Below are 21,877 nucleotides of genomic sequence, written 5' to 3'. Positions count from 1 at the left end.
CTCCCAAACCAAGGTTTTTGAGAACCTCGGCAACCAATCCGGCGTCGGCCATTTCTTTTAGTGCGTTCGCAATCAGCGGGTATTGCGTATGCGGATTGTCAGCATTGACATGCTTTTCCATCAGGTCATCAGAATAGGCTTTTACCTCGATAACCTTATCGTCGACATACTTACGAGTTGCCAGCACAACCGACGGGTCGATTTTCAGGGTGATTGCCGATGTGCTCGACACAATCAGAATCATGCGAATGGTTTGCGTGCGGCCGCTTCCCTCCTGCAGTTGCGGCTTGTAGGTCTCCGGGCAGTTCGCCACGGCAATCAGGATGCCGTCGTCATCGTAGAGACCAATCTCGCGGATCCAGAAACCGCCCTCATTCTCGGGAATAATCTGTTCTGCGATAATCTGGCTGGTATTGTCCGGGTCAACGGTCAGCAGGTTCAGCGGCGCGATGCGCTTCTGGTTGATGAGCTTCGTCTGCGCCGGGTCTGGGGTCGGCAATGTACCATTCGCGTCACCGACCGCCATCTGCGTCAGGTTCAGCTTAGTACCGAGTGCCGCCGCGTTCGCCAGCCGTGCCGCGCCCTGATTGGTCAGAATGGCAAAATATTTTGCGGTCATGCGTTCACTCTCAGGTTATCAATCAAATGGATGGCCGAGGCCGGGTAATATTCACCGCCGACGACAATTTCCTCGGGGGTGTAGGGGTAAACGGTCAGCGCGTCGCCGTCGTAACATCCCGCGCCGACATGCAGCTCGCCGGTTGAACTCAGGCTGATAGCCAGCCCGGTCAGGTGACGACTTGCCGGTTTGGCATCTTCAATCAGGCGCTCAAGTTCCTGATACATTTCGTCAGTGATGCCACTGTCGAGCACACCGACAACGAGGCGAAATGTGCCGGGCTCCTCGTCGAGCTGCCACCACTCGCGCACCTCAATCAGAAAGCCGAGCGGCTCAACCACCCGGCGCAATGCGCTGATGGTGCCTTTGTGCTGATGGACGAAAAACGAGGATGCGCAGACGCTTCGCTTTGTCGCCTCCGGCCACTTCTCATCCCACCTGTCGACCGACAGCGCCCACGCCAGATACGGCAGCAGGTTTACCGGGCAGGTACGCCAGTTCCACAGGGTGCGCAACGGTACCGGCACGCGCTGAATCTCAGAGAGTGCGGCAGCGGCGGCAACTTCCAGCGGCGACGAGCCAACGGGTAACAGCCTGTCACTCATCCGAGCCCCCAATAGTTATCTGGTACTCGGTACAGTTCGACGCCTGCGATTTACTCAGCACTATGTCGGCCTGCGGTGATGCCAGCTCGACGCGCTGCACCCCCTCAACATGCAGCGCCGCATAAATGGCTGACAGACGGATATCACGCCCGAGGCGGTGCTGCGCACTGATGTAGCTCTGCAGCTTCTGCTCTGATGCCTGCCTGATGGGTTCAGATTCGGGACCGGGGTAAACGTAGAGCGTCGCGTCAATCTGGTACGGCACAATCTCGGCTGACTGGACGGTCACCCTGTCGGCCACCGGGCGCACATCTTCGGCATTCAGCGCTTTATCAACAATCGCCAGTAGTTCAGGGCTGGCAGTGCCGTCACCCTCGCGCGATAGCACGGTAATCGTCACGCAGGCTGGCGACGGACTTGCGACTGAGACGTCAGCGACCCGCCCGTCGGCGCTGCGACCGTGATACTCATATGCGCCGACCGGACCCGCCACGCTCAACCCCTCAAACGCCTGTTGCGTGCGCAGTCGCAGGTCAGTATCAGATTCCATAACGGCAGGTGTCGGCGGGATGGTGGTGTCATCCGCCGGGGTGATGGTCAGGCGTTCGGTATTGTTGTTCCCGGCCACGACGTCGAGGTCGTTACCGGCAGAATATGCCAGCGTTACCGCCTGCGCGGCTTCGTTCACCCGCTGACGCCAGATAACTTCACGGTAGGCGTTTTCCTGCAGCAGCTTAACAATTGGCTCCGACTCAAGTGTGAGCGTCCGGGCAATGGCCTCTTGCTGGTCTTCGGGATAGAGCGAAATCAGCGTCGCAATGCGTTCCGCAAGGATGGTTTCATAGTCCAGTTCCTCAACCACGTCGGGAACGGGTAACTGACTCAGGTCAACAGTTGCCATAGTGATTTAACTCAGTGAAACAGTGGTTGAAACTGACGCACCAGTATCGGTACGCATCCCGGTAATATCGACATACATTTCGCCAGCGTCGCCGGTCTCAAAGCTGATGGATGTAAGCCTGATGCGAGGCTCCCACTTCTGGATAGCCGAATAGCACGCCACCATAATTTGCAGCCTGAGCGCCGGGTTTTGCGGCATATCAATCAGCGCCGACAGAAGCGAGCCATATTCACGACGCATCACCCGCGAGCCGACCGGCGTCAGCAGAATATCGCGCATGCTCTGGCTGATGTGCTCGGTGTCGCTGATGCCGAGGCCGGTATTTCGGTTCATACCCTGATAACGCGCTGTCATATCGGTGCCCCCGTTTGCCCACCGCTGTCGCCGGGGTGTTCATGGGTGTGGAGCACCTTGCCATTAGATGACAGTGACCCGCCGGTATGCTCGATGTTGCCTTTCATCGTGCCGCCCTTTTGCACCTCAAGCGTCGCCGTCGTCAGCTTATTGGTGCAAATCACCTCCGGGGTGTCGAGGGTGATACTGGTCGAGGCTTTCACCTGTACCAACGGCACGGTTGCGGTGATGGACTCTGATGCCGTCACATCGGCAGTTTTGATGCCGGTGACCGTCAGCGAGCCGGTCTCTGGCTCGTACTCAATGACCGCACCATCAGGAAAAGCCACATGCCACGCATCCGCCGAGGCCGACGGGGCGGGGTTATCGTCGGAGAAAATCCCCGGCAGTACGAAAGCGGTATCAAGCTCGCCACCGATTGCCAGCAGCAGAACCTGCTCACCAACCGAGGGAGCCCACCACGTCCGCGAGCGACCAGCGCGGGTGGTCAGCCAGTTCAGCCAAGTAGTCTGGATCCCGCCGCTTTGTACGCGGCACAGCCCCTGCACGGTATCAACCTCAGTCACCACACCTGAGCGGATGAGGTTGCGAATCGCGCGCGCGAGCTCCTGTATCGTGGATAACGTATTCATAGTGCAAGGATGCCTCTGGTCTGGCGTCGCGCCAATTCGCGCGGCTCCGGTGGTGGTTCACACAATATTTATTTGCCGAGGTGCCTGATAATGACGTCTTCAATCATCTGCTCATCGTCGCGGGTGAACCCGAGCAACGGGCGCGCCTCGTACTGTACATCCCGGCTGTTGCGGTTTGGCCGGTCTTTGAGGCCGAGCTGATGCACCCACGCCATGCGCTGTACCTTGCCGGTAAACTCCACCACCGCCGCACTGTCGCTGCCTTTGGCTTTCATAAAGCGGTTGGTGCGCAGTCTGGCGAACATTTCGCGCTTAATTCGGCCTTTCTTGCTCCGCACAGGCTGGCGCTTTCGTGCCGCATACGGGGTGCCGTCGGGTGCCTGCTGGCGCTTGATGCGCTGCTGTTGACTGGTACGCAGTTTTTTCGCAATCTCAGCCGCCATTTGCCGACGCGCCGCCGGTGACAGGCTGGCAATCAGACCGGCAAGACGTTCCTGCAGCGCGGTTAATTCACTCATCCCACTGACTCACTAACTCACCGTTTGCATACATAGCAACCGGGCGCGTTACCAGCTCAGGCAGCGGCGGCTCTGGGGCATAGCTGACATGCAGCGCACCGTCGACCTCTTTGACGAGCGTGCGCTCGGTGAGCCTCAGGCTGATACTGATATCGAGCGAATCGTCGTTGTTGATATCAATAATCCAGGTGAATCCTTTTTCCCGACCGTCGTCGGTGGTCATAATGTCCGGCTGATGTTCACGCAGCCACGCCTGCACCGGCACGAATATCAAATCGAGGTCGCCGGTAAAGTCGGTCACCACCACGTTAAGCACGTACACCTTTTCAAACGACAGCGAGCTCGCCAGCCGGGAATCGGTATGGCCGTTGTCGGCAAACAGGCGCAGCATATCGGGGTTGTTTCTGAGCTGCGGCACGGCGTTAATCAGCGCTTTGCGCAGGCTTTTGTGCTTCTGCATCGAGTTCATCCTGACAGTGTTTGACGGTTTTGACCTGCAGCGCGCAGGCGGTCAGCGCGCCCTCAAGGCGGCGGATATCTGCGCTCAGGTCACCATTGGTTTTCGGGTCACTTCCCGGCATCGGGCAAAGGCTCACCCTCGGGCATCCGCTGACCACAATCACCGGCGCTGGCGCAGGCGGCGCGGGTGTGCAGCCGACGCACAACGTCAGGCAGAGCAGCGTTATACCAGCGGCGAAAGGCTTCATTTTCATTAAGTAACCTCGTTATCGTCTGTTCACGGCGGCTGGCCTCTGCGCTTGCCTTTGCGAGCTGCTCGCGTAGTTCCACCTGTGCGGATTCATTACGTCTGGCAAGCTGACCGGCAACACTGAGCTGATTTTTAAGCATGCCAATCGTCGTCTTTTGTTCGCTCGCGACGCGGTTTGCCGACTCAAAAGAGCGGGATAAATTGCCGTTCTCATGGCGCAACCACAGCAGCCCGATCACAGTCATCACCAGCGCAGAGGCCAGAAACATCACAATGACTCTGGACACAGACCAGCCCCCTCAATGCGCTGGCGGTAAGTCTCGCGAACGGCCTTAAAGGTCAGCACACAAATCAGGTAAATCAGAGCCGTAAGGATCCAGCCAGCCCCAAGCAGACAGCCCGTGGTAGCAGAAAAAATAATGAGAGACCATGCGTGGCGCGCCTGCGAGGGTTTGCGACAAAAGACGATGCGGAATACCTTCATTAGCTCGGGATTGACGGGAATACTTTTGCCCGTATTTCGCAGCCAGTGCTCATAGGCGACCACACCGGCGAGGCTCGCCGTAATGCAGACAAAACAGCCGAATAGCGCCCATGCGGCCACAAAATTAATGGCTGCGCTTTGCGGCGATACCAGCCCCCAAAGCAGGACCAGTGCCAGCAGGGCATCGAACATCAGGGAACGTAAATATTTTTTCATTGAGATACTCCTTTCATGCAATACGCCAGTTCCCGCGCGCGGCGGTTTTCCAGCCCTTTGTTTTTAGTGCCATTGACATACACCCAGCGGGTAAGCTGGTCGCATGCCTGCCACCACTGATGACGCTTGATGTAAGAAACCAGCGTCGAGCGACAGGCCGCGCCGGTGCCGACGTTAAAAGAGAAACTGACCAGTGCGTCGTAAACCGGCTGCGGCATGGTGACCGGCACGCAGACTGCGAGACGGCGCTCGGTGTTCAGCACGTCGGCGACCAGATTTGCCGCCGCTTCGCGCTCGGTGATATCGCGTTTCGGTACCACCCCGGCAGTGTGGCCGATGCCTGACGTCCACACGCCCGCGCTGCACTGGTAAGGTGTCAGGCGACACCCTTCGAGGTCGGCAATCAGCGCCAGACCGTCAGGCGAGGTATTCAGCAGACGAAAATCAGGCATCAGTGCTGCCAGCGCCAGCACTACGGCCACACTGCAACGTTTAACGATTGAGCTCACGGGTCACCCCTTTGTCGATTCCCATTTCGGTCAGATAGCGAAAGGTTTTACGCCGGTACCAGAAATTCACCGCCGCCGTAAAAATGGCGCACAGACTACCCACATACAGCGCCAGCTTTTCGGGCGACATTGCCCCGAAATACGCCAGCCCCACGGCCAGCCAGTAGGCGATAAACGTGGTGATTTTTTCCATACTCAGTCCCATAGGTTCAGGGTCTCCGCCGTGGGTGATGTTTCAACGTCTGGCAGGTCAATCGCCGTGCCATGCGGCAGAATGACACCCAGCTCAGACAGACCTGGATTAGCCTTCAGCACCGCCTCGACCACTCCCTCAGTGCGCCCGTAATACCGGGCGCAAAGCGCGTCGAGGGTGTCGCCCTGCATCGCGTAGACTTTCATCAGAGCTGACCCACGATGCAGCGCGGCTTGTCCTGCAGGCGCGAGACCGACCAGCGCATATCCCGCCACAGGTCATCAATGGTGGTTTCGACGCTGTCGGCTTTTTTGTCACCCTTTCCGGTGGCCTCAACCCCGCGATAACGCTCATACAGGGTGGCGGTCGCCATCGCCGTCACGGCGCTGAGGTAGTGGAAAATGCGCACATTCTCGCCGTCGATTTCCTCGGCGTCAGGCACGTCGGCCAGTGTCTTAAACCCTGCGGCAATCTGGCGCAGCCGGTAGTCGTAAAGCTCCGCATTGGTTTCCGCCATGCCGGTCTTGATGGCGTTGCGCAAGCGCGCATCGGAAACCGTCTGCTCAAGGCGCATCAGCTCGCGCACCCGCTTCGGATCCACATCAGGGAAAAAGAACGTGTTTTTAATCACTGCGTCGCCCGTCTCCGGTGCGGGAATCACCACGCCCAGTACGTCCTGCGGTTCGTCGGGCTGATTCAGTATTACTGTCGTCATGACAACCTCATTAGGTTGGGCGGTGGACGCCGGTCGCCGTCAGGGTCAAAACCCGCTTTGACCGGCGTGCCGCCCGGCTCGGGGAGCGTTCAGTTAACCGGCGGTTTTTGCCGCCTTTGGTGGACGCCCGCGCTTTGCCGCCGGTTTGGTGGCAGGTTTGCGCGTGCGCGGTTTAGTCGTTTTACGGGGCGCGGCATCGGGCTTAGGTTTCAATGCCCGCTCCAGTCGCTCAATCTCTTTGCGCACACCGGCATTGCGGTCGAGCTGCATTGCGCGCTGAAACTGCGCCAGCGCTTCGGCGTCCTGACCGGCATCGCGCAGGGTCAGGCCAGTCACCTTATGCAGACGAGCGCGCACCATATCGGGAACGTCAGCACCGTCGGTCAGGCTGAGGGTGGTCAGCAGTAATGCGAGGTCGACAGGCTCACCAGCATCGCGCAGGCGCAGCGCGGCAAGCGCCACCTCCTCAACCAGCATGTAAGGCGTGGTGCGGCGATGGTCAGAGGTGAGGCCGTATTTCAGCGCGTAGGGCGCAATCTCCAGCGCGCCAGCAACGTCACCGGCATCGAGTCGCCACAGCATGACGGTCATCAGAATGTCATCCTGTGCGCCACGGCCTTCAGCCAGCACACCGGCGACCCACGGCGCGTAGAACGGCAGCAGCTCGCGCTTCTTCGCGGCTTTCAGTTCGTTTGAACGGATGGTTTTCAACGTGCGACGGTCATCGGCCAGCTTTACCAGCATCTGCTCATAGGCGGTTGCGTGGCGCAGCGGGGCTTTTTCCCGCTGCGCGGCTTGAGAGGCCGAGACCCGCATCATGTGACGCTGTGCGGGGCTCGTCATAGGCTTACTCTCCGCTTTCCGGTGCTGCAGGTGCGGTGAAATCGCCCAGGGTGATGTTTTCCAGCAAACACCCGGCGGCATACGCCTCGACCACATAGTCGATGTTCATCGACTCGTAGTTTTCCACGCGGTCTTTTTTCGGGTTCTCATCAATGCTGCGGCGGTGGCTCTCATCCATGAAGTAGATAGAGAGGTTTTCCAGCGTGGTCACGAATACCGCATTCGCCGGGAAGTACGGCACGCGCACGGCTGGCAGGTTGCCGATGCGCTTCTGGCTGATGATGATATCCGCCGCGAGCGACTCGGTGTTTTCCTGCTGTTTGTTGACCAGTGGGAAATATTTGTCAGCCAGCAGCTTACGGCCAATGATGGCAACGAGTTTCGGGTCATCCTGATAAATCTCGTCAATCAGGGTGTTGGTACCGTCCATCACCAGCGCGTCGAGGTTCTCATAGTCGCCGTTTTTGCCAACACGAATCACGTCAGAAATAACGGTACCGTCCTCGGCGGTGATTTTGCTCATCACGCGCGCCGGGGCTTCGTTGCGGTACTTCTGCAGCCAGCCGACGGCCACATCCTGCAGCATCGGGTTTTTGCTGCGGTCTGAGGTATCAGCGCGTTTGGTACCGTTGAACCCGGCCATGATGAAATCCAGTGCCTGACGCTGGACAATGGCGTCGCGGATGCGGCGCTGGAAGTCCTGAAAACGCGCCCACAGGTCGAGGCGTTTATAGGTCAGGTGGAAGTCAAAGTTAATCTGATTGCACTCGTACTTGTTGGACTCAAGCGCGGTGAAATCTGCGGTCTGGCGCTCTTTGTCGCCCGAGGTGTCGGTCGTGCTGGCGATAGTGCCGGTCACACCGACGCCGATTTTCTCGCCCTTCATTTCTGCGACCGGCAGAATGTTAATCGTCTGCAAGAATGCGGATGACGCCTGCACGGTGTTCATCAGCGTTTGAGTGACGGACGGCTCAACGGTGAATTTTTTGCTGACGTCATCAACGCTGATGCCGTTCAGTTTGGCGAGCTGGGTCAGATAGGCATTGAACTTAAAACGGGTTTCCTGACGCATAGTATTTCCTGTTTGAATTAATCGGTTAGTCACAGCATCGGGCGGGGTTACCGCCCGGTTTCGGTCTGCGGTTTATCAGCAGTCGGTCAGCAGCTCATCGCCGCCACCGCCGCTGGCTTTTGTGCGTCGCGGCTGGCTGAAACTTTCGGTTTTGTCGAGGGTGGTTTTCAGGGCGGAAAATGCCTGGCTGGTTTCTTCAACCTTGCCGGTCAGTTCCTGTTTGAAAGTGGCAAACGCGGTTTCCATATCGGAAAGGCGTTTATCCTGCGCGGTCAGATTGGTCTGCACATGCTCGCTGACGGTGGTCACCGCTTCATGCACATCATTCAGGCGCGCATCGTCGCTGACCTGCTTACGGCTGAAAATGGCTTTCACCTTATCGGCCAGGCTGTTGAGCACCGTGTCGGGAACATCTTCAAACTCCAGTTCGGCCAGCGTGGCAGCGGAAAAGACGTTTTCAGGGTTGGCCTTAAAGCGCTGCAAAGGGTTGTGCTTCGCGTTGCGGCAGAATTCGAGGTATTCGGTGCCTAGGCTCGCCGGGTCATCGGTGACCGCAAGGCCGACGAGGTAGCATTTGCCGGTATTGGCAAAATTCGGCTGAATTTCCATTGAGGTGTAGACCTTCTGCAATTTTTTATTCATCGCAATCAGGTCATCGGTCGGGGTGATTCTGGCGAACAACGCCCATTTGCCGTTAAGCGCAGAATCGTCGTCAATCTTTTCGGCTTTCAGCTCAACCACATCGCCTAAGCGTTTGAAGTCACCATCGGGGAAGAGACCGCGAATATGCTCAAGGTTAATGCGGCAACCATAGACGCGGGGGTCAAACGATTCGGCCATTTCCTGAATATCGTTACCGCTGATAATGCGGCCGTCGCAGGTGTCACCCTCGACGCCGATGCGAAAGAATTTTGAGACTTTTTTTGCCATTGTCAGGAGTCCTGAGGTTGGGGTTACTGGTCAACGCCAGTTTCCAGACTCAGGACACGCCAGACCACCAATGACGACTGGATAACCGCCCACACAACAGCACTTTAGCGAATCACTGACGGCCATTAAGTAGCCTTGCCCTGAATCCACTACGGCGAGGCATCAATGACCATTTCCACCGATACAACCTTGTTGCATGACCCGCGACGGCAGGCATCGCTGCTTTACTGGCAGGGCTTTTCCGTGCCACAGATTGCCGAAATGCTGCAGGTCAAGCGCCCGACCGTGCAGAGCTGGAAGCAGCGCGACGGCTGGGACGGCATCGCACCGATTTCCCGCGTCGAAAGCAGTCTTGAGGCCAGACTGATTCAGCTCATCGCCAAGCCGCAAAAGTCAGGCGGCGACTTCAAAGAGATTGACCTGCTCGGGCGACAGATTGAGCGACTGGCGCGCGTTAACCGCTACAGCCAGACCGGCAACGAGGTCGACCTTAACCCCAATGTCGCCAACCGTAACAAGGGCGAGCGTAAGAAGCCGAAAAAGAACTTTTTCAGCGACGAGGCTATCGCAAAACTTGAAGAAATTTTCTTCGACCAGTCTTTCGAGTACCAGTTGCAGTGGTATCGCGCAGGGCTGGAGCACCGTATTCGCAATATTCTCAAATCCCGCCAGATTGGCGCGACATTCTACTTTGCGCGTGAGGCGCTGCTACGTGCGCTCAAGACCGGCCACAATCAGATTTTTTTATCAGCCAGTAAAACGCAGGCTTACGTGTTCCGCGAATACATCATTCAGTTTGCGCGACTGGTCGACGTCGACCTGACCGGTGACCCCATTGTGCTCGGTAATAACGGCGCAAAGCTGATTTATCTCGGCACCAATTCCAACACCGCGCAGAGCCACAACGGCGACCTGTTGGTCGATGAAATATTCTGGATCCCGAATTTTCTGAGGTTGCGAAAAGTTGCCTCGGGCATGGCCTCGCAAAAGCACCTGCGCTCAACCTACTTTTCGACACCTTCCACGCTGGCGCACGGCGCTTACCCCTTCTGGTCTGGCGAGCTGTTCAACAAGGGGCGCAGCCGTATTGCCGACCGCATCGAAATCGATATCAGTCACAGCGCGCTCGCCGGTGGCCAGCTCTGCGATGATGGACAATGGCGGCAGATTGTCACCATTGAGGACGCCCTTGCGGGTGGCTGCACCCTGTTCGACCTCGACCAGCTCAAACGCGAAAACAGTGATGAGGACTTTAAGAACCTGTTTATGTGCGAGTTTGTCGACGATAAAGCGTCGGTATTCCCGTTCGAGGAGTTGCAGCGCTGCATGGTCGATGTGATGGAGGAATGGGAGGACTTTGCCCCGTTCGCCGACCATCCGTTCGGCTCTCGTCCTGTCTGGATTGGCTACGACCCGTCACACACCGGCGACAGCGCCGGGTGCGTCGTGCTCGCGCCGCCGGTGGTCTCGGGTGGCAAGTTCCGCATGCTGGAGCGTCACCAGTGGAAAGGCATGGACTTTGCCGCGCAGGCCGAGGGCATCCGCAAACTGACCGAGAAATACAACGTCGAATACATCGGCATTGACGCAACCGGCCTCGGTCTCGGCGTGTTCCAGTTGGTGCGCTCATTCTACCCGGCGGCACGCGGCATCCGTTACACACCTGAGATGAAAACCGCGATGGTACTCAAGGCAAAAGACACCATTCGCCGTGGCTGTCTGGAGTACGACGCCGGGGCGACCGACGTCACGCAGTCGTTTATGTCCATCCGCAAAACCATGACCAGCAGCGGGCGCAGCGCCACCTACGAGGCCAGCCGCACCGAGGAAGCCAGTCACGCCGATATCGCATGGGCGACCATGCACGCCCTGTTAAACGAACCGCTTTCTGCCGGTAGCGGCATGCAGCCTAAATCTATTCTGGAGTTCAACTAAAATGGGTAAACAAAAATCCCGTAAAGCCGCTGCGCAGAAGGCCAGCAAGCCACAACAACTGACCGCCAGCGCACCGCCAAAAACGACAGCATTCACCTTCGGCGAGCCGGTGCCGGTACTCGATAAGCGCGACATTCTGGATTACGTCGAGTGCATCAGTAACGGCAAATGGTACGAGCCGCCGGTCAGCTTCTCCGGGCTGGCAAAGAGCCTGCGCTCTGCCGTACATCACAGCTCACCGATTTACGTTAAGCGCAACGTGCTCGCGAGCACCTACATTCCGCACCCGCTGCTGTCCCGTCAGGATTTCAGCCGCTTTGCGCTCGACTATCTGGTATTCGGCAACGCCTTTCTTGAGCAACGCCACAGCGTCACCGGCCAGTTAATCAAGCTGCTGGCCTCACCGGCCAAATACACCCGGCGCGGGGTCGACGACTCGATTTTCTGGTTTGTGGAAAACTTCACTCTGCCGCATGAGTTCGCGCCTGATACCGTGTTTCACCTGCTGGAGCCCGACATTAATCAGGAGATTTACGGTCTGCCCGAATACCTCAGCGCGCTTAATTCCGCCTGGCTGAATGAATCCGCGACGCTGTTCCGCCGCAAGTATTATCAGAACGGCGCGCACGCGGGTTACATCATGTATGTGACCGACCCGGCGCAGAGCGCGACCGACGTCGAATCGCTGCGCGAGGCGATGCGCAACTCAAAAGGGCTCGGCAACTTTAAGAACCTGTTTTTCTACGCTCCCGGCGGAAAACCGGACGGCATTAAAATCGTGCCACTGAGCGAGGTCGCCACAAAGGATGACTTTTTCAACATCAAGAAAGCCAGCGACGCCGACCTGATGGACGCGCACCGCGTACCGTTCCAGCTTATGGGAGGCAAGCCCGAGAATATCGGCTCACTCGGTGACGTCGAGAAGGTTGCAAAGGTATTTGTGCGCAATGAGCTGTCACCGCTACAGGACAGGTTCAGGGAGGTAAACGACTGGCTCGGCATTGAGGTCATCAGGTTCAAAGAGTACACCCTCGACAACCCGGAATAATCCCCCTCAAGCCGCCAGCATGGCGGCTTTTTCATACCCCGCCACCATCACGCCTCAGACTCGCCACGCGAGCACGACCACACCAGACCACCAACGAACCGACAGCGACCACGACAGCGCCATCACGACGCGCTCAGACGGTAATTTTTATTATTGCGCACCACCTCTGGCGCGCAATGCTTTCCCCGCCACGCCTGCCCGCTTTATGGGGCGGTTTTAATGCAGTTGCATGACCACTCTGGATCCGCGCCAGCTCTGGCGGCACACAATCAGAACTGGCCCCCCCGGCGCATGCAAAACCATGCACCTATAGCATGCATGGCTTTCTATGTATTTTTGTTAACCATTATTTTCGTTATTGATAGTCGTCGCTAGGTCGTTTTGAATAAAACCTATTGATGACATTTTTTTATGTTTACCCTTAAGAAACTTTAGGTTTTCATTAAAATAATCCAGTATATTCTCCTGTATTTTGTCAAATACAGGGTGATATTGCGCCGCATTAGTAACATCTGTAATAATAGATGCAGCATTTAAACCATCAACATCCAGAAGATAACTACCATCTTCATTTCTAATGAATTTGAAGCTGACCTTAAATGGTTGCTGCGGATATGTATTTGCATTTCTATAAACTGTTAATTCAATACCTAAGTGCCAAAAACCATCATCACCCAAATGAGTAGCACCAGCAGGACTGTACTTCACCCCATTTCGCACTTGCCCCTCTAAAGGAGTTAGCTTGAATGCTTCTTCATTATCAATCCCAAGATACTGCTTATAGTAAAAAGCAACCCTATTTGACATATCGAATGCGTTACTTCTCGTATCTGCCAGTTGGTCTCTGAAATCATTATATGCTGAACATAGTTCTTTAAATTTTGACATATCAGTCCTCATTTTATTTATCTAACGCCTCGCGTGGCTCGTTGTTCAACCCCGCCAGCACTGAAAGCGAGTTTCAGCACCGGCGGCGTTTGTCATGCTTAATTGTCGAGTATCGAATCAACCTCACCCGTTCGCACGTTGACGCGCGCCGCTACGGTCTGTTTGACCACGCCGCCATAGGCATTAGTGCCGCGAAACGTTGTTTTTACAACGGCATGCGGGTCTTTATTCAAAATCAGGTGGTAGACCGTTGAAACGTGTTTATAAGAGGAATCATCATTCATGCTGGCTTTTATCAGCTTCTCTAACGGGCGATAAGAGCCATCCCAACCGCTAAAATTCCCCTGAAATGCGTCAAGGTTGATTTTATTATTCAGAGATTGTGGATCCTTCTCGAAGTCGTTGAAACACCAACCCAACACATCACCGAGCTTTAACGCATCATCTTTAGTAAAAGTGTACTCACTCATACAGGCATAAAAGGCATCAGCAGAGCTGGCCGATACACCTTTGAAACCCACATAGCCTTTAACGATATCGTGCCGGGTTTCTTTTGGCTCGTTGCGATATTCTTTGAGGGTTTTATCTGCGTACTCAAACGTTGGCGTAGCCGGTTCCGCTTTAACCGCCGGCACGTCAGTTTTTGCCACAGGCTGAATTTTTTCAGTCGGCCATAAGATTGAGCCAATAACGCCCAGCGCCAGACAGCCACCAAGGTAAACCGCACTAGAGCGCTTACGGTTCGGCATTCGAACCAGCGACGGCTTGATTAACCCCACGATAAAAGCAATAAAGAGAGCCAGAGATAAAAATGCTATTAAGGTATCCATGATTTTCCTTTGTGTGTAATCCCCATACAAAACAACCCCATGCTATCAAACATGGGGTAGATGGTTGCACATTTTTCAGGGATTAACGCCAGCTCTCATCTTCCCACACTTCCTGAAGGATACTATCCAGCGCTTCGCGGTCTGAATCTTTATCGAACCCCATCAGCTCGACACCGGTCATGGTTCCCTTTTTAACCGTAACGCGCGTTGACGGGAATACAGACTGTATTCGCCTGGTCAATTCGCATTGAAAGGCATCAATTACCGGCTGGCCTATTTTTTGGTCTTTATCCAACGTGATATTTACTTTCACTTTGCCCTCCTTTGCAAATGTTTCATCAACAGGCGGTGCGGAAAAAACAACAGAAAAGTTATTGTTTTTCATTAGGTTGCCTCTTGCTATTTCCGCTATTAGATTCAATGCTATTTCACGGTCTCTTTCCTGACAAGTACCTTCAGCCGTCAGACGCGCAATCATTTCGACCCGCTCAATCATAACGTGCTCGTTTAGCTCTCTATCCACACAACCTCCACCACGAGATACTGTATAAACATACAGTAGCACGTATTGGCAAAAGGTGTGAAGCAAAAAATCACAGTTAAATACATTGTATGTACATGATATGGATGAATATTAGCGGTTACATTTTCGTTGCCTGTTCAGCTAAAGCCGCAACACGATTAAGGATTTTCCTGGCTCTAGCCTGATGCGATGGCGCTGCGGAAAATATTGCTCCTTTGGACGTTCCGCGTAGCCATTTGCCATCAAAACAACTTTTACCACCGGCCATCAGGTGCAGCGCTTCGCCCCGGCTGATTGTGATGCCGGTTGTCAGATGTATCTCGTCAATAGTTTTCGCTATAGCTGCGTTTTGCTCATCCGTTCCGTGGATAAATTTTCGCCGTGTTGCTGGCTTTTGCTTCCTTAGTCGGTTGGTCAACTCTCGTCTTTCACGCCGACTAAGCGGTTTTGTTAAATCCAGTATCGGTGGATCGCTTTCGCTTCCCGTACAGTTATTGACAGAACTCCGAGAGGGCGCAGGAGCGCCCTTAACGTCAACGGCCAAATCAACGGCACGCTTCGGCACAATTTTCCATTGCGTGAGCCGGGTTAAAATCGGGGTGTCAGCGCCGACGGCGGAATCGTACACGCCACGAATACAGACAGTTTCCTCGCCATACTGATTAAGCTCGGTGCGAGGCTCATAAAGCGTGCGTACTTGTAAATCATCGCGACGGACAAACGGCCCACCCTGCGCATTAACATAACCAGCCCAGTCACCGGCGTCAGCGGCATCATGGACGGCTGCAAACTCAACGCTCAGACCATGTGCGGTCTCGGTGTCAGCGAGACGGCGCAATTCACGGTAGACCGTCACCGGCGCGCCGCCGATAAACTGAAACTGACGGATGTGCCAGCGTGCCGCCCATGCTGAAACGGCGGGGGCTGTCTCTTTCAGCAGCTCACCGCTTTCGTCATCGGTTTCACCATCGAGAGCATAGCCGTCGATATTTTTCGAAATGTATTTAGCAACATAGCCGGTAGCGCTGCCCTTTTCCGGGTCAATGGCCTCGGCATGAAAGCGCGCCTTTTTGGCCTTATCGCTTCTCAGTTCGTGACGGTCTTCCTCCCACGCATAATCGCGAATGATGAGGCGCACGCGCTCGACGTCTTCCGGCAACATGAACATAAGCATGTGCCAGTGAGGCGTTCCGTCGTGATGAGGCTCGGCAACACGGATGCCGAAAATGCGGATTTCTTCCCGGTGCAGCTTGGCACGGATGCGCGCCCAAAGGCCGGTGAGATAACTCTGCGAGTCCGACGGGCTGGCACCGTTCCATTTGCTGTTACGGTAGCCTGCTTTGGTGGTGGCGTGATATTTAGACGGTGCAGTCAGGGTGTAAAACTCCCCGACATAACCGAGCTCATTGCAGATATTTTCAAACCCACGGATGCGGGTCATCAGCTCGCAGCGGCGTATCGCAGGGTTAGCGACCGAGCCGTCATATTTTTCAATCAGACTGATGCGGTTGCCGTCTTCGTCTTCGAGATCCAGACCTTTGAGAAACTCACGCGTGCGGCGTTTCTGCTCGCGCCAGTCGGTGACGCAGTTTTTACTCGCGTAGGCGTGCTTTTTCTTGCTGACATTGCCGACAGCAATTTGCAGATGTTCGCGCCATGCAGCCGCAATGCGACGCAGACGACCACGCCACCACACCTCGTTAAACATGCGAGTGATAGCCGGGGCAATTTCATCCTCGCCGACATATTTCTTTGTTACTCGTTCCCAATGTGGCGGGGTAACATTGAATTGCAGGGAAATAATACCGGCGCGCATATACCAGGTGTACAGCGTTTTAAGCTCGCTAAATCCGGTGTCATCAATGTCAGCCAGTTCAGCGCGAATGAAATTAGCGATATCAGCGGCCAGCAGCTCAATATCGGCGCGCGACATATCCGGGAGGCGATTATATCTGGCGACCATATTGACCATGCGTGATGCCAGATATTGCATAAGTTCGGTATCAAAATGACCACCGAAAACAGCGGCTGATACGTTGCTGTTGATACCTGCACACTCATATTTTTTTGCCACCAGTTCAAGACGTGGCAATGCCTTTTTACAGAAGCTGATTAAAAAAGCATTGGCTCGTTGACTACCCTGATTTTGCTCCAGCACCGCAGCGGTGCGATAGACGTCAAAGCGCACGCACTCGGGCTGGAGAGAAAGAACTTTTCTCGCATGCAGCAAAGCCGCGAACATACGGTCGCGGCGATACTGTTGCTCATAGGTAAGATATGGGCTGGCGATTGCCGACCGTGGGGCATTCCACGGAAAAGCGTAAACGACGCCCGTCATTCACATACACCGGCATAAACGCTACTGCACACAGTTTTGTCGTTTGTAATAGCGAGTAAATCGAACTGAGAACCGCCGCGCGTAGTCATCGCCCAGTCACGATATGAAGCTATCCCATAATCTTCTACGGTAATGACCTCAATGCGCTTTTCTGCGCGTCTTGGGTCGTGAGTCGAAGGAAAAAATGTTGAATTCCCACGGCGGGGGCAGGCAGCAACAAGACGTTCCCACTCAGCAACGCGCGCAATCTCCTCCGGCCAGCGAGCAAAAATCTCGGCCAGCTCAGATTTTCTTGCATGAATACATGGCATGCAGCCAACGCGGCTACATCCTTGCTGATAGAGTGGGTTCGGTTTAATGCCGTGTCTTTTGGCTAAGGCAAATACGTCCTCATGTGTCCAGTTAAGAATTGGGCGGTATACATGCAAACCGGGGGTATTATCTGCATCCTCCTCCCACATAGGTAAAGCTGCGCGAGCTGGTGACTCCTGAGCACGAACCCCCTGCCAGCTTATTACCTCGTCGTATTCCTCCAGTGCAGGCAATACAATCTGAGTGCGAATGGGCTCATGCTTAAGGTCAAAGGTGCAGAATCTTGCCTTAGTGCTTGGAAATCGCCCCTTCCACATACATAAATCAAGAAAAGGATTTCCGGTCGGGTGAAGAATTTCCAGTGCGCGGGCTATACGTTCCGCCGCTTCATCGTGAGACATTCCGCACTCTTCAACTAACGACACCGGCCATTTTTCAGAAATAAACTTGCGCTTCCCTTCAATTTGTCGCGAAAAATCGGCTTTCACTCGGGTTATTTTCCCGAGTTTTGATTCCAGATATTCCAGATATTCCATTGTTTGAGGGTGCTCATGCCCGGTATCCGCAAGCGCTGGCATATGCGCAATCCCTGCCTCGATGGCGAGTAGCCAGTCAGCAAGGCTGTCTTTGCCACCTGAAACAGAAACAATATTTATCGTACTTTCGGCAAAGCAGCGGGAATCAATCATTTTTCACCGCCTTAAATGCGTTTTTACAGATAAAAGATAGTTTTTCTATTTCCGCAGCCATTTCACTAAGAGAATTAATCGTTGCAGTTTGAATGTGGTGATGAACCAGACCGGAAATAAGTTGGTTAATCTTTGGGTAATAGCCGATAGTATCGAGCCATTCCTCGCCAGCTTTATTACCTGACTTAACAACTTTCTTTTCATTCAGGATGAATTGATATTGGTCGCTTGTAATAACCCATTTGTCGCCGACTTCTATACGAATACCCATTTATACGCCCCTGTAATGTTTTGATTTGAGCTCGGCAATTTGCTGGCAGGTCACGCAAAAGGCCACGCCCGGAATCGCAATGCGGCGCGCTTCCGGGATTGGTGCGTCACATTCTTCGCAGAGGAAACGAGAGGGCGCAGCGATACGGCTGCGCGCGTTGTTGATGTGGCGCTCGCGGTCTTCCTGCTCACGCTGTTGTGCAAAATCCATTGCGTCGGCCATTAGTGCAGCTCCTGTGATTCATTCTCAAAGCGGGTTGCTTCACGGCGCAGCAGTTCGGCAGCTTCGGTGCCGCTCATGCCCTCTTTGGTGATATGGATAGCCAGCGCCTCAAGACGGATTGAAACAGCGAGCGCGCGGTCTTTACGCTCCTCTTTTTTTTGCATTGGTCAGCAATACGGCCAGCGCATCACTATCAGTGTTAAAACTACGGATTTCGGTATTACGCATAATTAACTCTCCTGATTTCGGGCAATAAGAAGCCCGGCGGGTTTACGCCATTAAATTTCTGTTTTGATTAATTCGGCATGGTTAGCCGTTTGGGAAATAAACTCACCACTGCACGAAAATGATTCATCGCTGTAATAAGCGCCTTTTTCTCGTCAGTAGTCAGCTCACTTAATTCGAGCTCATGACGAGCCGCCGGTATTTTTGCCAGAAAGAAGATAGCGGCCAGCGCCCGATTATTTTCTGCAAATTGTGGATCGCGTTTATCGCGCATATCATCGACAAAACGCTCGACCTCTTTCCAGCTATCGCCCCAATATCTCGCGCGCAATTCAGCTACATGATTGAGACCGGCCAGACGTTCACCCGCTTTCAGCGGAACAGTCGCGGAAACAGCTTCGATAGCCATGATTCCCCCTGCTTTTGAGTAGAGAGGCCAGCCAGTAAATCAGCCTGTGAGCGGCTCGGGTGCCAGCGCTTGCCGTCCTTACCTGCGATCCAGCCGTGGCCGTAGTGCATGCCGGGGCTTTGCTTGACGAGCAGAGACGCGAATGATGGTTCACTTTTCAGCATACGCACCTCAAATCAGACCGAATGACGCGCCAATACCGCTCATGGTATCGACCACGCTCGTCATAGCGGGATTAGTCTGCAGACGCGCATGCAGCGCCAGCGCCGACAACGACAACATGCGAATGCCAGCGTTAACGCTTTCAATCATGTTGTGCTTACGGGTAGAGGTCAGGCGCTCATCAGAGACCGCACCGCTCGCCAGCTCGCCGAGTTCACTCATCGCTCGCATGACATAAGACTGCAATTTGTCTTTAGCCAGCTCATTAACCGGCACGCATGGCAGGCAATGAATCTGCGCCAGAAAACCATCAACAAGGGTTGAGTCTTCGGTCAGGTCAGTCAGCAGCCACAATTCAGGCGGCGTAAACTGGTGAGGCTGTTCCGGGTTGAGCTTGTTACGTAACGTTTGAACGTTCATACCCGCACGCTCGGCCAGTTTCGCCATGTTATGACGCTGCGCGAAAGCGCGGCACGCTTCGTCATAGTGGGAATGTTTGGAAATCTGAAAATCAAACATGTTGCATCCTTATAATTCACATAAAGTGAATTAGGCACCTATGACAAGTTGAAATCGGGAATGACCCAACACCTTACGCAACTGCTCTTCTTTCCATCGTGCGTAATAAATGCGAACAGGGCCTCCCGCCTTTTTGCAGCCTTTACGGATTTTGCGAGGTTCGATTGGTACACATGGATTATCTCCAGTTGTCCAACGGTAAGCGGTACGCTCTGAAACCCCCTCAAGCTCTGCGAACTGCTGCAGAGAAACCACTGGGGCTGGAATTTTGAAGATTGCGATTTCGGAAGCCATGTTGCATCATTTCCTCTTTGCCAATATTTGCCATATGGTTGCCAACGTTTGCCAATGTTTGCCACCAATTGCCACCAATTGCCACCAACAATCGAATCCTAATGCGATTTTTCGCATTGGTCAATATGAGAATGCGATTTATGGACTTTGAAAGCCAAATTTCAAACGAGGAAGTATTAGACAGAATTTGTCAGGTCTACGGGTTCACACAGAAAATTCAGCTCGCAAACCATTTCAATATCGCAGCCAGCACGCTACAAAACCGCTATACGCGCGGTAACGTCTCTTATGATTTCGCCGCATTCTGCGCCCTTGAGACTGGCGTCAATATCCAATGGATCCTGACGGGAACGGGACCGCAAAAATCTGATGAAAGCTCAAAATCGTCTTACGAGCTCCAATCATTCACATTAAGTGAAGGAAGACTCACTAAAACTGGAGTTTTGAATATCGACCCTGAGCTTTTCGAAAAACCTTTGAAAAGTGCCATCTGTGTTAGAAGCGAGAGCAAAAGCTACATCGCTGAGAAAGATGCGCCTCTGGCTGACGGGCTCTGGATTGTTGATGTTGAGGGTGCAATCAGCCTCCGTGAATTAACGGTTCTACCCGGTAAAAGGTTGCATGTGGCAGGCGGCAAAGTACCGTTCGAATGTGGGATTGATGAGATAAAAACGATTGGCCGTGTAGTGGGTGTATACAGCGAGGTTAATTGATGACTGTCCGTAAAAATCCGGCTGGCGGCTGGATTTGTGAGCTCTACCCAAACGGTGCAAAAGGCAAACGTATCAGAAAGAAATTCGCCACTAAAGGCGAGGCACTGGCATTTGAACAGTACACCGTTCAAAACCCGTGGCAGGAAGAACAGGAAGACAGGCGTACGTTAAAAGAACTGGTTGATTCATGGTATAGCGCTCATGGCATTACGCTGAAAGACGGCTTGAAACGTCAGTTAGCCATGCACCATGCTTTTGATTGTATGGGCGAACCACTCGCACGCGATTTCGATGCGCAGATGTTTTCCCGCTACCGAGAAAAACGGTTAAAAGGTGAGTATGCCCGTTCAAACAGGGTGAAAGAGGTATCGCCTCGCACGCTTAATCTTGAGCTGGCCTACTTCCGGGCGGTATTCAATGAGCTAAATCGCCTCGGAGAATGGAAGGGTGAGAACCCACTGAAAAATATGCGCCCATTCCGCACAGAAGAAATGGAAATGGCTTGGCTAACTCACGACCAGATTTCGCAACTGCTCGGAGAGTGTAAAAGACATGACCACCCTGATTTAGAAACCGTGGTAAGAATCTGTCTCGCCACTGGCGCACGGTGGTCTGAGGCTGAGAGTCTGAGAAAAAGCCAGCTCGCGAAATACAAAATCACATACACCAACACGAAAGGCAGAAAAAACCGCACCGTCCCAATCAGCAAAGAACTCTATGAGTCTCTGCCTGATGATAAAAAAGGCCGGTTGTTTAGTGATTGTTATGGCGCGTTCCGGTCAGCTCTGGAAAGAACAGGCATCGAACTACCGGCAGGACAGCTTACCCACGTTTTGCGCCACACCTTCGCCAGCCACTTTATGATGAATGGTGGTAATATTTTGGTCTTGCAGCGCGTACTCGGCCATACCGACATAAAAATGACGATGCGATATGCTCACTTTGCCCCTGACCATTTAGAGGATGCCGTAAAACTCAATCCACTGGCGACGAGTGGCGATAAAATGGCGGTGTAAATGGCAAACATTGGCAAATGCTGGCAAACATTGGCAAACTAAGTCAATGTTTAATAACGCAAACTATTGATTTTCGGTTGTTCCGGTAGGAACTCATAATCGCTTGGTCGCTGGTTCAAGTCCAGCAGGGGCCACCAAATTTAAGCAGTAAATACATAAAGTTAGGCCACTCTCGCGAGTGGC

32 protein-coding genes and 1 pseudogene are annotated in these 21,877 nt (G+C 54.0%); 4 read left to right on the top strand and 29 right to left on the bottom strand.

Annotation, left to right across the window (positions count from 1 at the left end):
- The 17 genes from ACERJC_RS24065 to ACERJC_RS23985 all read right to left on the bottom strand — a co-directional run.
- Positions 1 to 619: phage tail protein (locus ACERJC_RS24065; RefSeq protein WP_373672648.1), on the bottom strand; the 619-nt coding region annotated here is incomplete at its 3' end.
- Positions 616 to 1,224: a phage tail protein I gene (locus tag ACERJC_RS24060; RefSeq protein ID WP_373672647.1), complete on the bottom strand. Its 609-nt coding sequence runs from the start codon at positions 1,222 to 1,224 to the stop codon at positions 616 to 618. The genes ACERJC_RS24060 and ACERJC_RS24065, both read right to left, overlap by 4 nt.
- Positions 1,217 to 2,125, bottom strand: coding sequence for a baseplate assembly protein (locus ACERJC_RS24055; RefSeq protein ID WP_000246676.1), 909 nt, complete (start codon positions 2,123 to 2,125; stop codon positions 1,217 to 1,219). The genes ACERJC_RS24060 and ACERJC_RS24055 overlap by 8 nt, the downstream gene beginning before the upstream one ends.
- A gap of 6 nt (positions 2,126 to 2,131) precedes the next feature.
- Positions 2,132 to 2,479, bottom strand: a complete 348-nt coding sequence (locus tag ACERJC_RS24050) for a GPW/gp25 family protein (RefSeq protein ID WP_073001368.1) — start codon at positions 2,477 to 2,479, stop codon at positions 2,132 to 2,134.
- On the bottom strand, positions 2,476 to 3,111 hold the full coding sequence (locus ACERJC_RS24045) for a phage baseplate assembly protein V (protein ID WP_218792076.1): 636 nt from the start codon (positions 3,109 to 3,111) through the stop codon (positions 2,476 to 2,478). The genes ACERJC_RS24050 and ACERJC_RS24045 overlap by 4 nt, the downstream gene beginning before the upstream one ends.
- Before the next feature lie 68 nt (positions 3,112 to 3,179).
- Positions 3,180 to 3,629: a phage virion morphogenesis protein gene (locus tag ACERJC_RS24040; protein WP_218792077.1), complete on the bottom strand. Its 450-nt coding sequence runs from the start codon at positions 3,627 to 3,629 to the stop codon at positions 3,180 to 3,182.
- On the bottom strand, positions 3,622 to 4,089 hold the full coding sequence (locus tag ACERJC_RS24035; RefSeq protein ID WP_042325379.1) for a phage tail protein: 468 nt from the start codon (positions 4,087 to 4,089) through the stop codon (positions 3,622 to 3,624). The genes ACERJC_RS24040 and ACERJC_RS24035 overlap by 8 nt, the downstream gene beginning before the upstream one ends.
- Entirely contained in the window at positions 4,052 to 4,294 is a 243-nt protein-coding gene (gene lysC, locus ACERJC_RS24030; protein WP_234662287.1) for an Rz1-like lysis system protein LysC, read from the bottom strand. Before lysC ends, ACERJC_RS24035 begins: the two co-directional genes overlap by 38 nt.
- Positions 4,197 to 4,607: an Rz-like lysis system protein LysB gene (gene lysB / locus ACERJC_RS24025; protein WP_373672651.1), complete on the bottom strand. Its 411-nt coding sequence runs from the start codon at positions 4,605 to 4,607 to the stop codon at positions 4,197 to 4,199. The genes lysC and lysB overlap by 98 nt, the downstream gene beginning before the upstream one ends.
- Positions 4,607 to 5,038, bottom strand: a complete 432-nt coding sequence (locus tag ACERJC_RS24020; protein ID WP_319766412.1) for a DNZ54_00345 family protein — start codon at positions 5,036 to 5,038, stop codon at positions 4,607 to 4,609. The genes lysB and ACERJC_RS24020 overlap by 1 nt, the downstream gene beginning before the upstream one ends.
- Entirely contained in the window at positions 5,035 to 5,547 is a 513-nt protein-coding gene (locus ACERJC_RS24015; RefSeq protein ID WP_373672646.1) for a lysozyme, read from the bottom strand. Before ACERJC_RS24015 ends, ACERJC_RS24020 begins: the two co-directional genes overlap by 4 nt.
- Positions 5,531 to 5,752, bottom strand: a complete 222-nt coding sequence (locus ACERJC_RS24010) for a phage holin family protein (RefSeq protein WP_001437784.1) — start codon at positions 5,750 to 5,752, stop codon at positions 5,531 to 5,533. Before ACERJC_RS24010 ends, ACERJC_RS24015 begins: the two co-directional genes overlap by 17 nt.
- Positions 5,743 to 5,946 (bottom strand): tail protein X, encoded by a 204-nt coding sequence (locus ACERJC_RS24005; RefSeq protein ID WP_373672645.1) that lies wholly within the window; start codon positions 5,944 to 5,946, stop codon positions 5,743 to 5,745. The genes ACERJC_RS24010 and ACERJC_RS24005 overlap by 10 nt, the downstream gene beginning before the upstream one ends.
- Positions 5,946 to 6,455: a head completion/stabilization protein gene (locus ACERJC_RS24000; protein WP_373672644.1), complete on the bottom strand. Its 510-nt coding sequence runs from the start codon at positions 6,453 to 6,455 to the stop codon at positions 5,946 to 5,948. The genes ACERJC_RS24005 and ACERJC_RS24000 overlap by 1 nt, the downstream gene beginning before the upstream one ends.
- 93 nt (positions 6,456 to 6,548) lie before the next feature.
- Positions 6,549 to 7,298 carry a phage terminase small subunit gene (locus tag ACERJC_RS23995; RefSeq protein ID WP_373672643.1) on the bottom strand — a complete coding sequence of 250 codons (750 nt, stop codon included), beginning with the start codon at positions 7,296 to 7,298 and terminating at the stop codon, positions 6,549 to 6,551.
- A 4-nt stretch (positions 7,299 to 7,302) separates the two neighbouring features.
- The gene (locus ACERJC_RS23990; RefSeq protein ID WP_373672642.1) at positions 7,303 to 8,370 is read right to left on the bottom strand and encodes a phage major capsid protein, P2 family; all 1,068 of its coding nucleotides are present in this window, start codon (positions 8,368 to 8,370) and stop codon (positions 7,303 to 7,305) included.
- Positions 8,371 to 8,445: 75 nt separating this feature from the next.
- Positions 8,446 to 9,300, bottom strand: a complete 855-nt coding sequence (locus tag ACERJC_RS23985; RefSeq protein WP_271374624.1) for a GPO family capsid scaffolding protein — start codon at positions 9,298 to 9,300, stop codon at positions 8,446 to 8,448.
- Positions 9,301 to 9,465: 165 nt separating this feature from the next.
- Between ACERJC_RS23985 and ACERJC_RS23980 the strand changes: the two genes are divergently transcribed.
- Both ACERJC_RS23980 and ACERJC_RS23975 read left to right on the top strand, forming a co-directional pair.
- Positions 9,466 to 11,235: a terminase ATPase subunit family protein gene (locus tag ACERJC_RS23980; RefSeq protein ID WP_373672641.1), complete on the top strand. Its 1,770-nt coding sequence runs from the start codon at positions 9,466 to 9,468 to the stop codon at positions 11,233 to 11,235.
- Position 11,236: 1 nt separating this feature from the next.
- Positions 11,237 to 12,283, top strand: a complete 1,047-nt coding sequence (locus tag ACERJC_RS23975) for a phage portal protein (RefSeq protein ID WP_373672640.1) — start codon at positions 11,237 to 11,239, stop codon at positions 12,281 to 12,283.
- A gap of 339 nt (positions 12,284 to 12,622) precedes the next feature.
- On the opposite strand, the gene ACERJC_RS23970 is transcribed toward ACERJC_RS23975, so the two are convergent.
- From ACERJC_RS23970 to ACERJC_RS23915, 12 genes and pseudogenes are all read right to left on the bottom strand, one after another.
- Positions 12,623 to 13,171 (bottom strand): hypothetical protein, encoded by a 549-nt coding sequence (locus ACERJC_RS23970; RefSeq protein ID WP_373672639.1) that lies wholly within the window; start codon positions 13,169 to 13,171, stop codon positions 12,623 to 12,625.
- Between the two features lie 98 nt (positions 13,172 to 13,269).
- The gene (locus ACERJC_RS23965) at positions 13,270 to 14,001 is read right to left on the bottom strand and encodes a hypothetical protein (RefSeq protein WP_373672638.1); all 732 of its coding nucleotides are present in this window, start codon (positions 13,999 to 14,001) and stop codon (positions 13,270 to 13,272) included.
- A gap of 82 nt (positions 14,002 to 14,083) precedes the next feature.
- Complete coding sequence (locus ACERJC_RS23960) at positions 14,084 to 14,524, bottom strand: DinI family protein (protein WP_373672637.1); 441 nt, start codon at positions 14,522 to 14,524, stop codon at positions 14,084 to 14,086.
- Between the two features lie 118 nt (positions 14,525 to 14,642).
- The gene (locus ACERJC_RS23955; protein WP_373672636.1) at positions 14,643 to 16,862 is read right to left on the bottom strand and encodes a replication endonuclease; all 2,220 of its coding nucleotides are present in this window, start codon (positions 16,860 to 16,862) and stop codon (positions 14,643 to 14,645) included.
- Positions 16,859 to 17,863 (bottom strand): phosphoadenosine phosphosulfate reductase domain-containing protein, encoded by a 1,005-nt coding sequence (locus tag ACERJC_RS23950; protein ID WP_373672635.1) that lies wholly within the window; start codon positions 17,861 to 17,863, stop codon positions 16,859 to 16,861. Before ACERJC_RS23950 ends, ACERJC_RS23955 begins: the two co-directional genes overlap by 4 nt.
- A complete protein-coding gene (locus ACERJC_RS23945; protein WP_373672634.1) occupies positions 17,856 to 18,134 on the bottom strand; it encodes a DUF5405 family protein in 279 nt (92 codons plus the stop codon). Before ACERJC_RS23945 ends, ACERJC_RS23950 begins: the two co-directional genes overlap by 8 nt.
- Positions 18,135 to 18,356: a TraR/DksA family transcriptional regulator gene (locus ACERJC_RS23940; RefSeq protein ID WP_000752598.1), complete on the bottom strand. Its 222-nt coding sequence runs from the start codon at positions 18,354 to 18,356 to the stop codon at positions 18,135 to 18,137.
- A pseudogene (locus ACERJC_RS23935) lies at positions 18,356 to 18,584 on the bottom strand (DUF2732 domain-containing protein). Before ACERJC_RS23935 ends, ACERJC_RS23940 begins: the two are co-directional and overlap by 1 nt.
- A 67-nt stretch (positions 18,585 to 18,651) precedes the next feature.
- Positions 18,652 to 18,990, bottom strand: coding sequence for a DUF5347 domain-containing protein (locus ACERJC_RS23930; protein ID WP_373672633.1), 339 nt, complete (start codon positions 18,988 to 18,990; stop codon positions 18,652 to 18,654).
- On the bottom strand, positions 18,954 to 19,154 hold the full coding sequence (locus ACERJC_RS23925) for a phage filamentation protein Fil family protein (RefSeq protein WP_000920169.1): 201 nt from the start codon (positions 19,152 to 19,154) through the stop codon (positions 18,954 to 18,956). Before ACERJC_RS23925 ends, ACERJC_RS23930 begins: the two co-directional genes overlap by 37 nt.
- A 7-nt stretch (positions 19,155 to 19,161) precedes the next feature.
- Positions 19,162 to 19,671: a phage regulatory CII family protein gene (locus ACERJC_RS23920; RefSeq protein WP_373672632.1), complete on the bottom strand. Its 510-nt coding sequence runs from the start codon at positions 19,669 to 19,671 to the stop codon at positions 19,162 to 19,164.
- Positions 19,672 to 19,701: 30 nt separating this feature from the next.
- Positions 19,702 to 19,965 (bottom strand): hypothetical protein, encoded by a 264-nt coding sequence (locus tag ACERJC_RS23915; RefSeq protein ID WP_058655896.1) that lies wholly within the window; start codon positions 19,963 to 19,965, stop codon positions 19,702 to 19,704.
- A gap of 140 nt (positions 19,966 to 20,105) precedes the next feature.
- Between ACERJC_RS23915 and ACERJC_RS23910 the strand changes: the two genes are divergently transcribed.
- Together ACERJC_RS23910 and ACERJC_RS23905 are read left to right on the top strand one after the other, a co-directional pair.
- The gene (locus ACERJC_RS23910; protein ID WP_183082345.1) at positions 20,106 to 20,678 is read left to right on the top strand and encodes a phage repressor protein CI; all 573 of its coding nucleotides are present in this window, start codon (positions 20,106 to 20,108) and stop codon (positions 20,676 to 20,678) included.
- Positions 20,678 to 21,694, top strand: coding sequence for a phage integrase (locus ACERJC_RS23905; protein WP_284905357.1), 1,017 nt, complete (start codon positions 20,678 to 20,680; stop codon positions 21,692 to 21,694). The genes ACERJC_RS23910 and ACERJC_RS23905 overlap by 1 nt, the downstream gene beginning before the upstream one ends.
- Positions 21,695 to 21,877 lie beyond the last annotated feature (183 nt).

Origin of the sequence: Citrobacter telavivensis (assembly GCF_041807075.1) — a bacterium.
Lineage (GTDB): Bacteria > Pseudomonadota > Gammaproteobacteria > Enterobacterales > Enterobacteriaceae > Citrobacter_A > Citrobacter_A telavivensis.
This window is presented reverse-complemented; position numbering and strand designations above follow the sequence as displayed.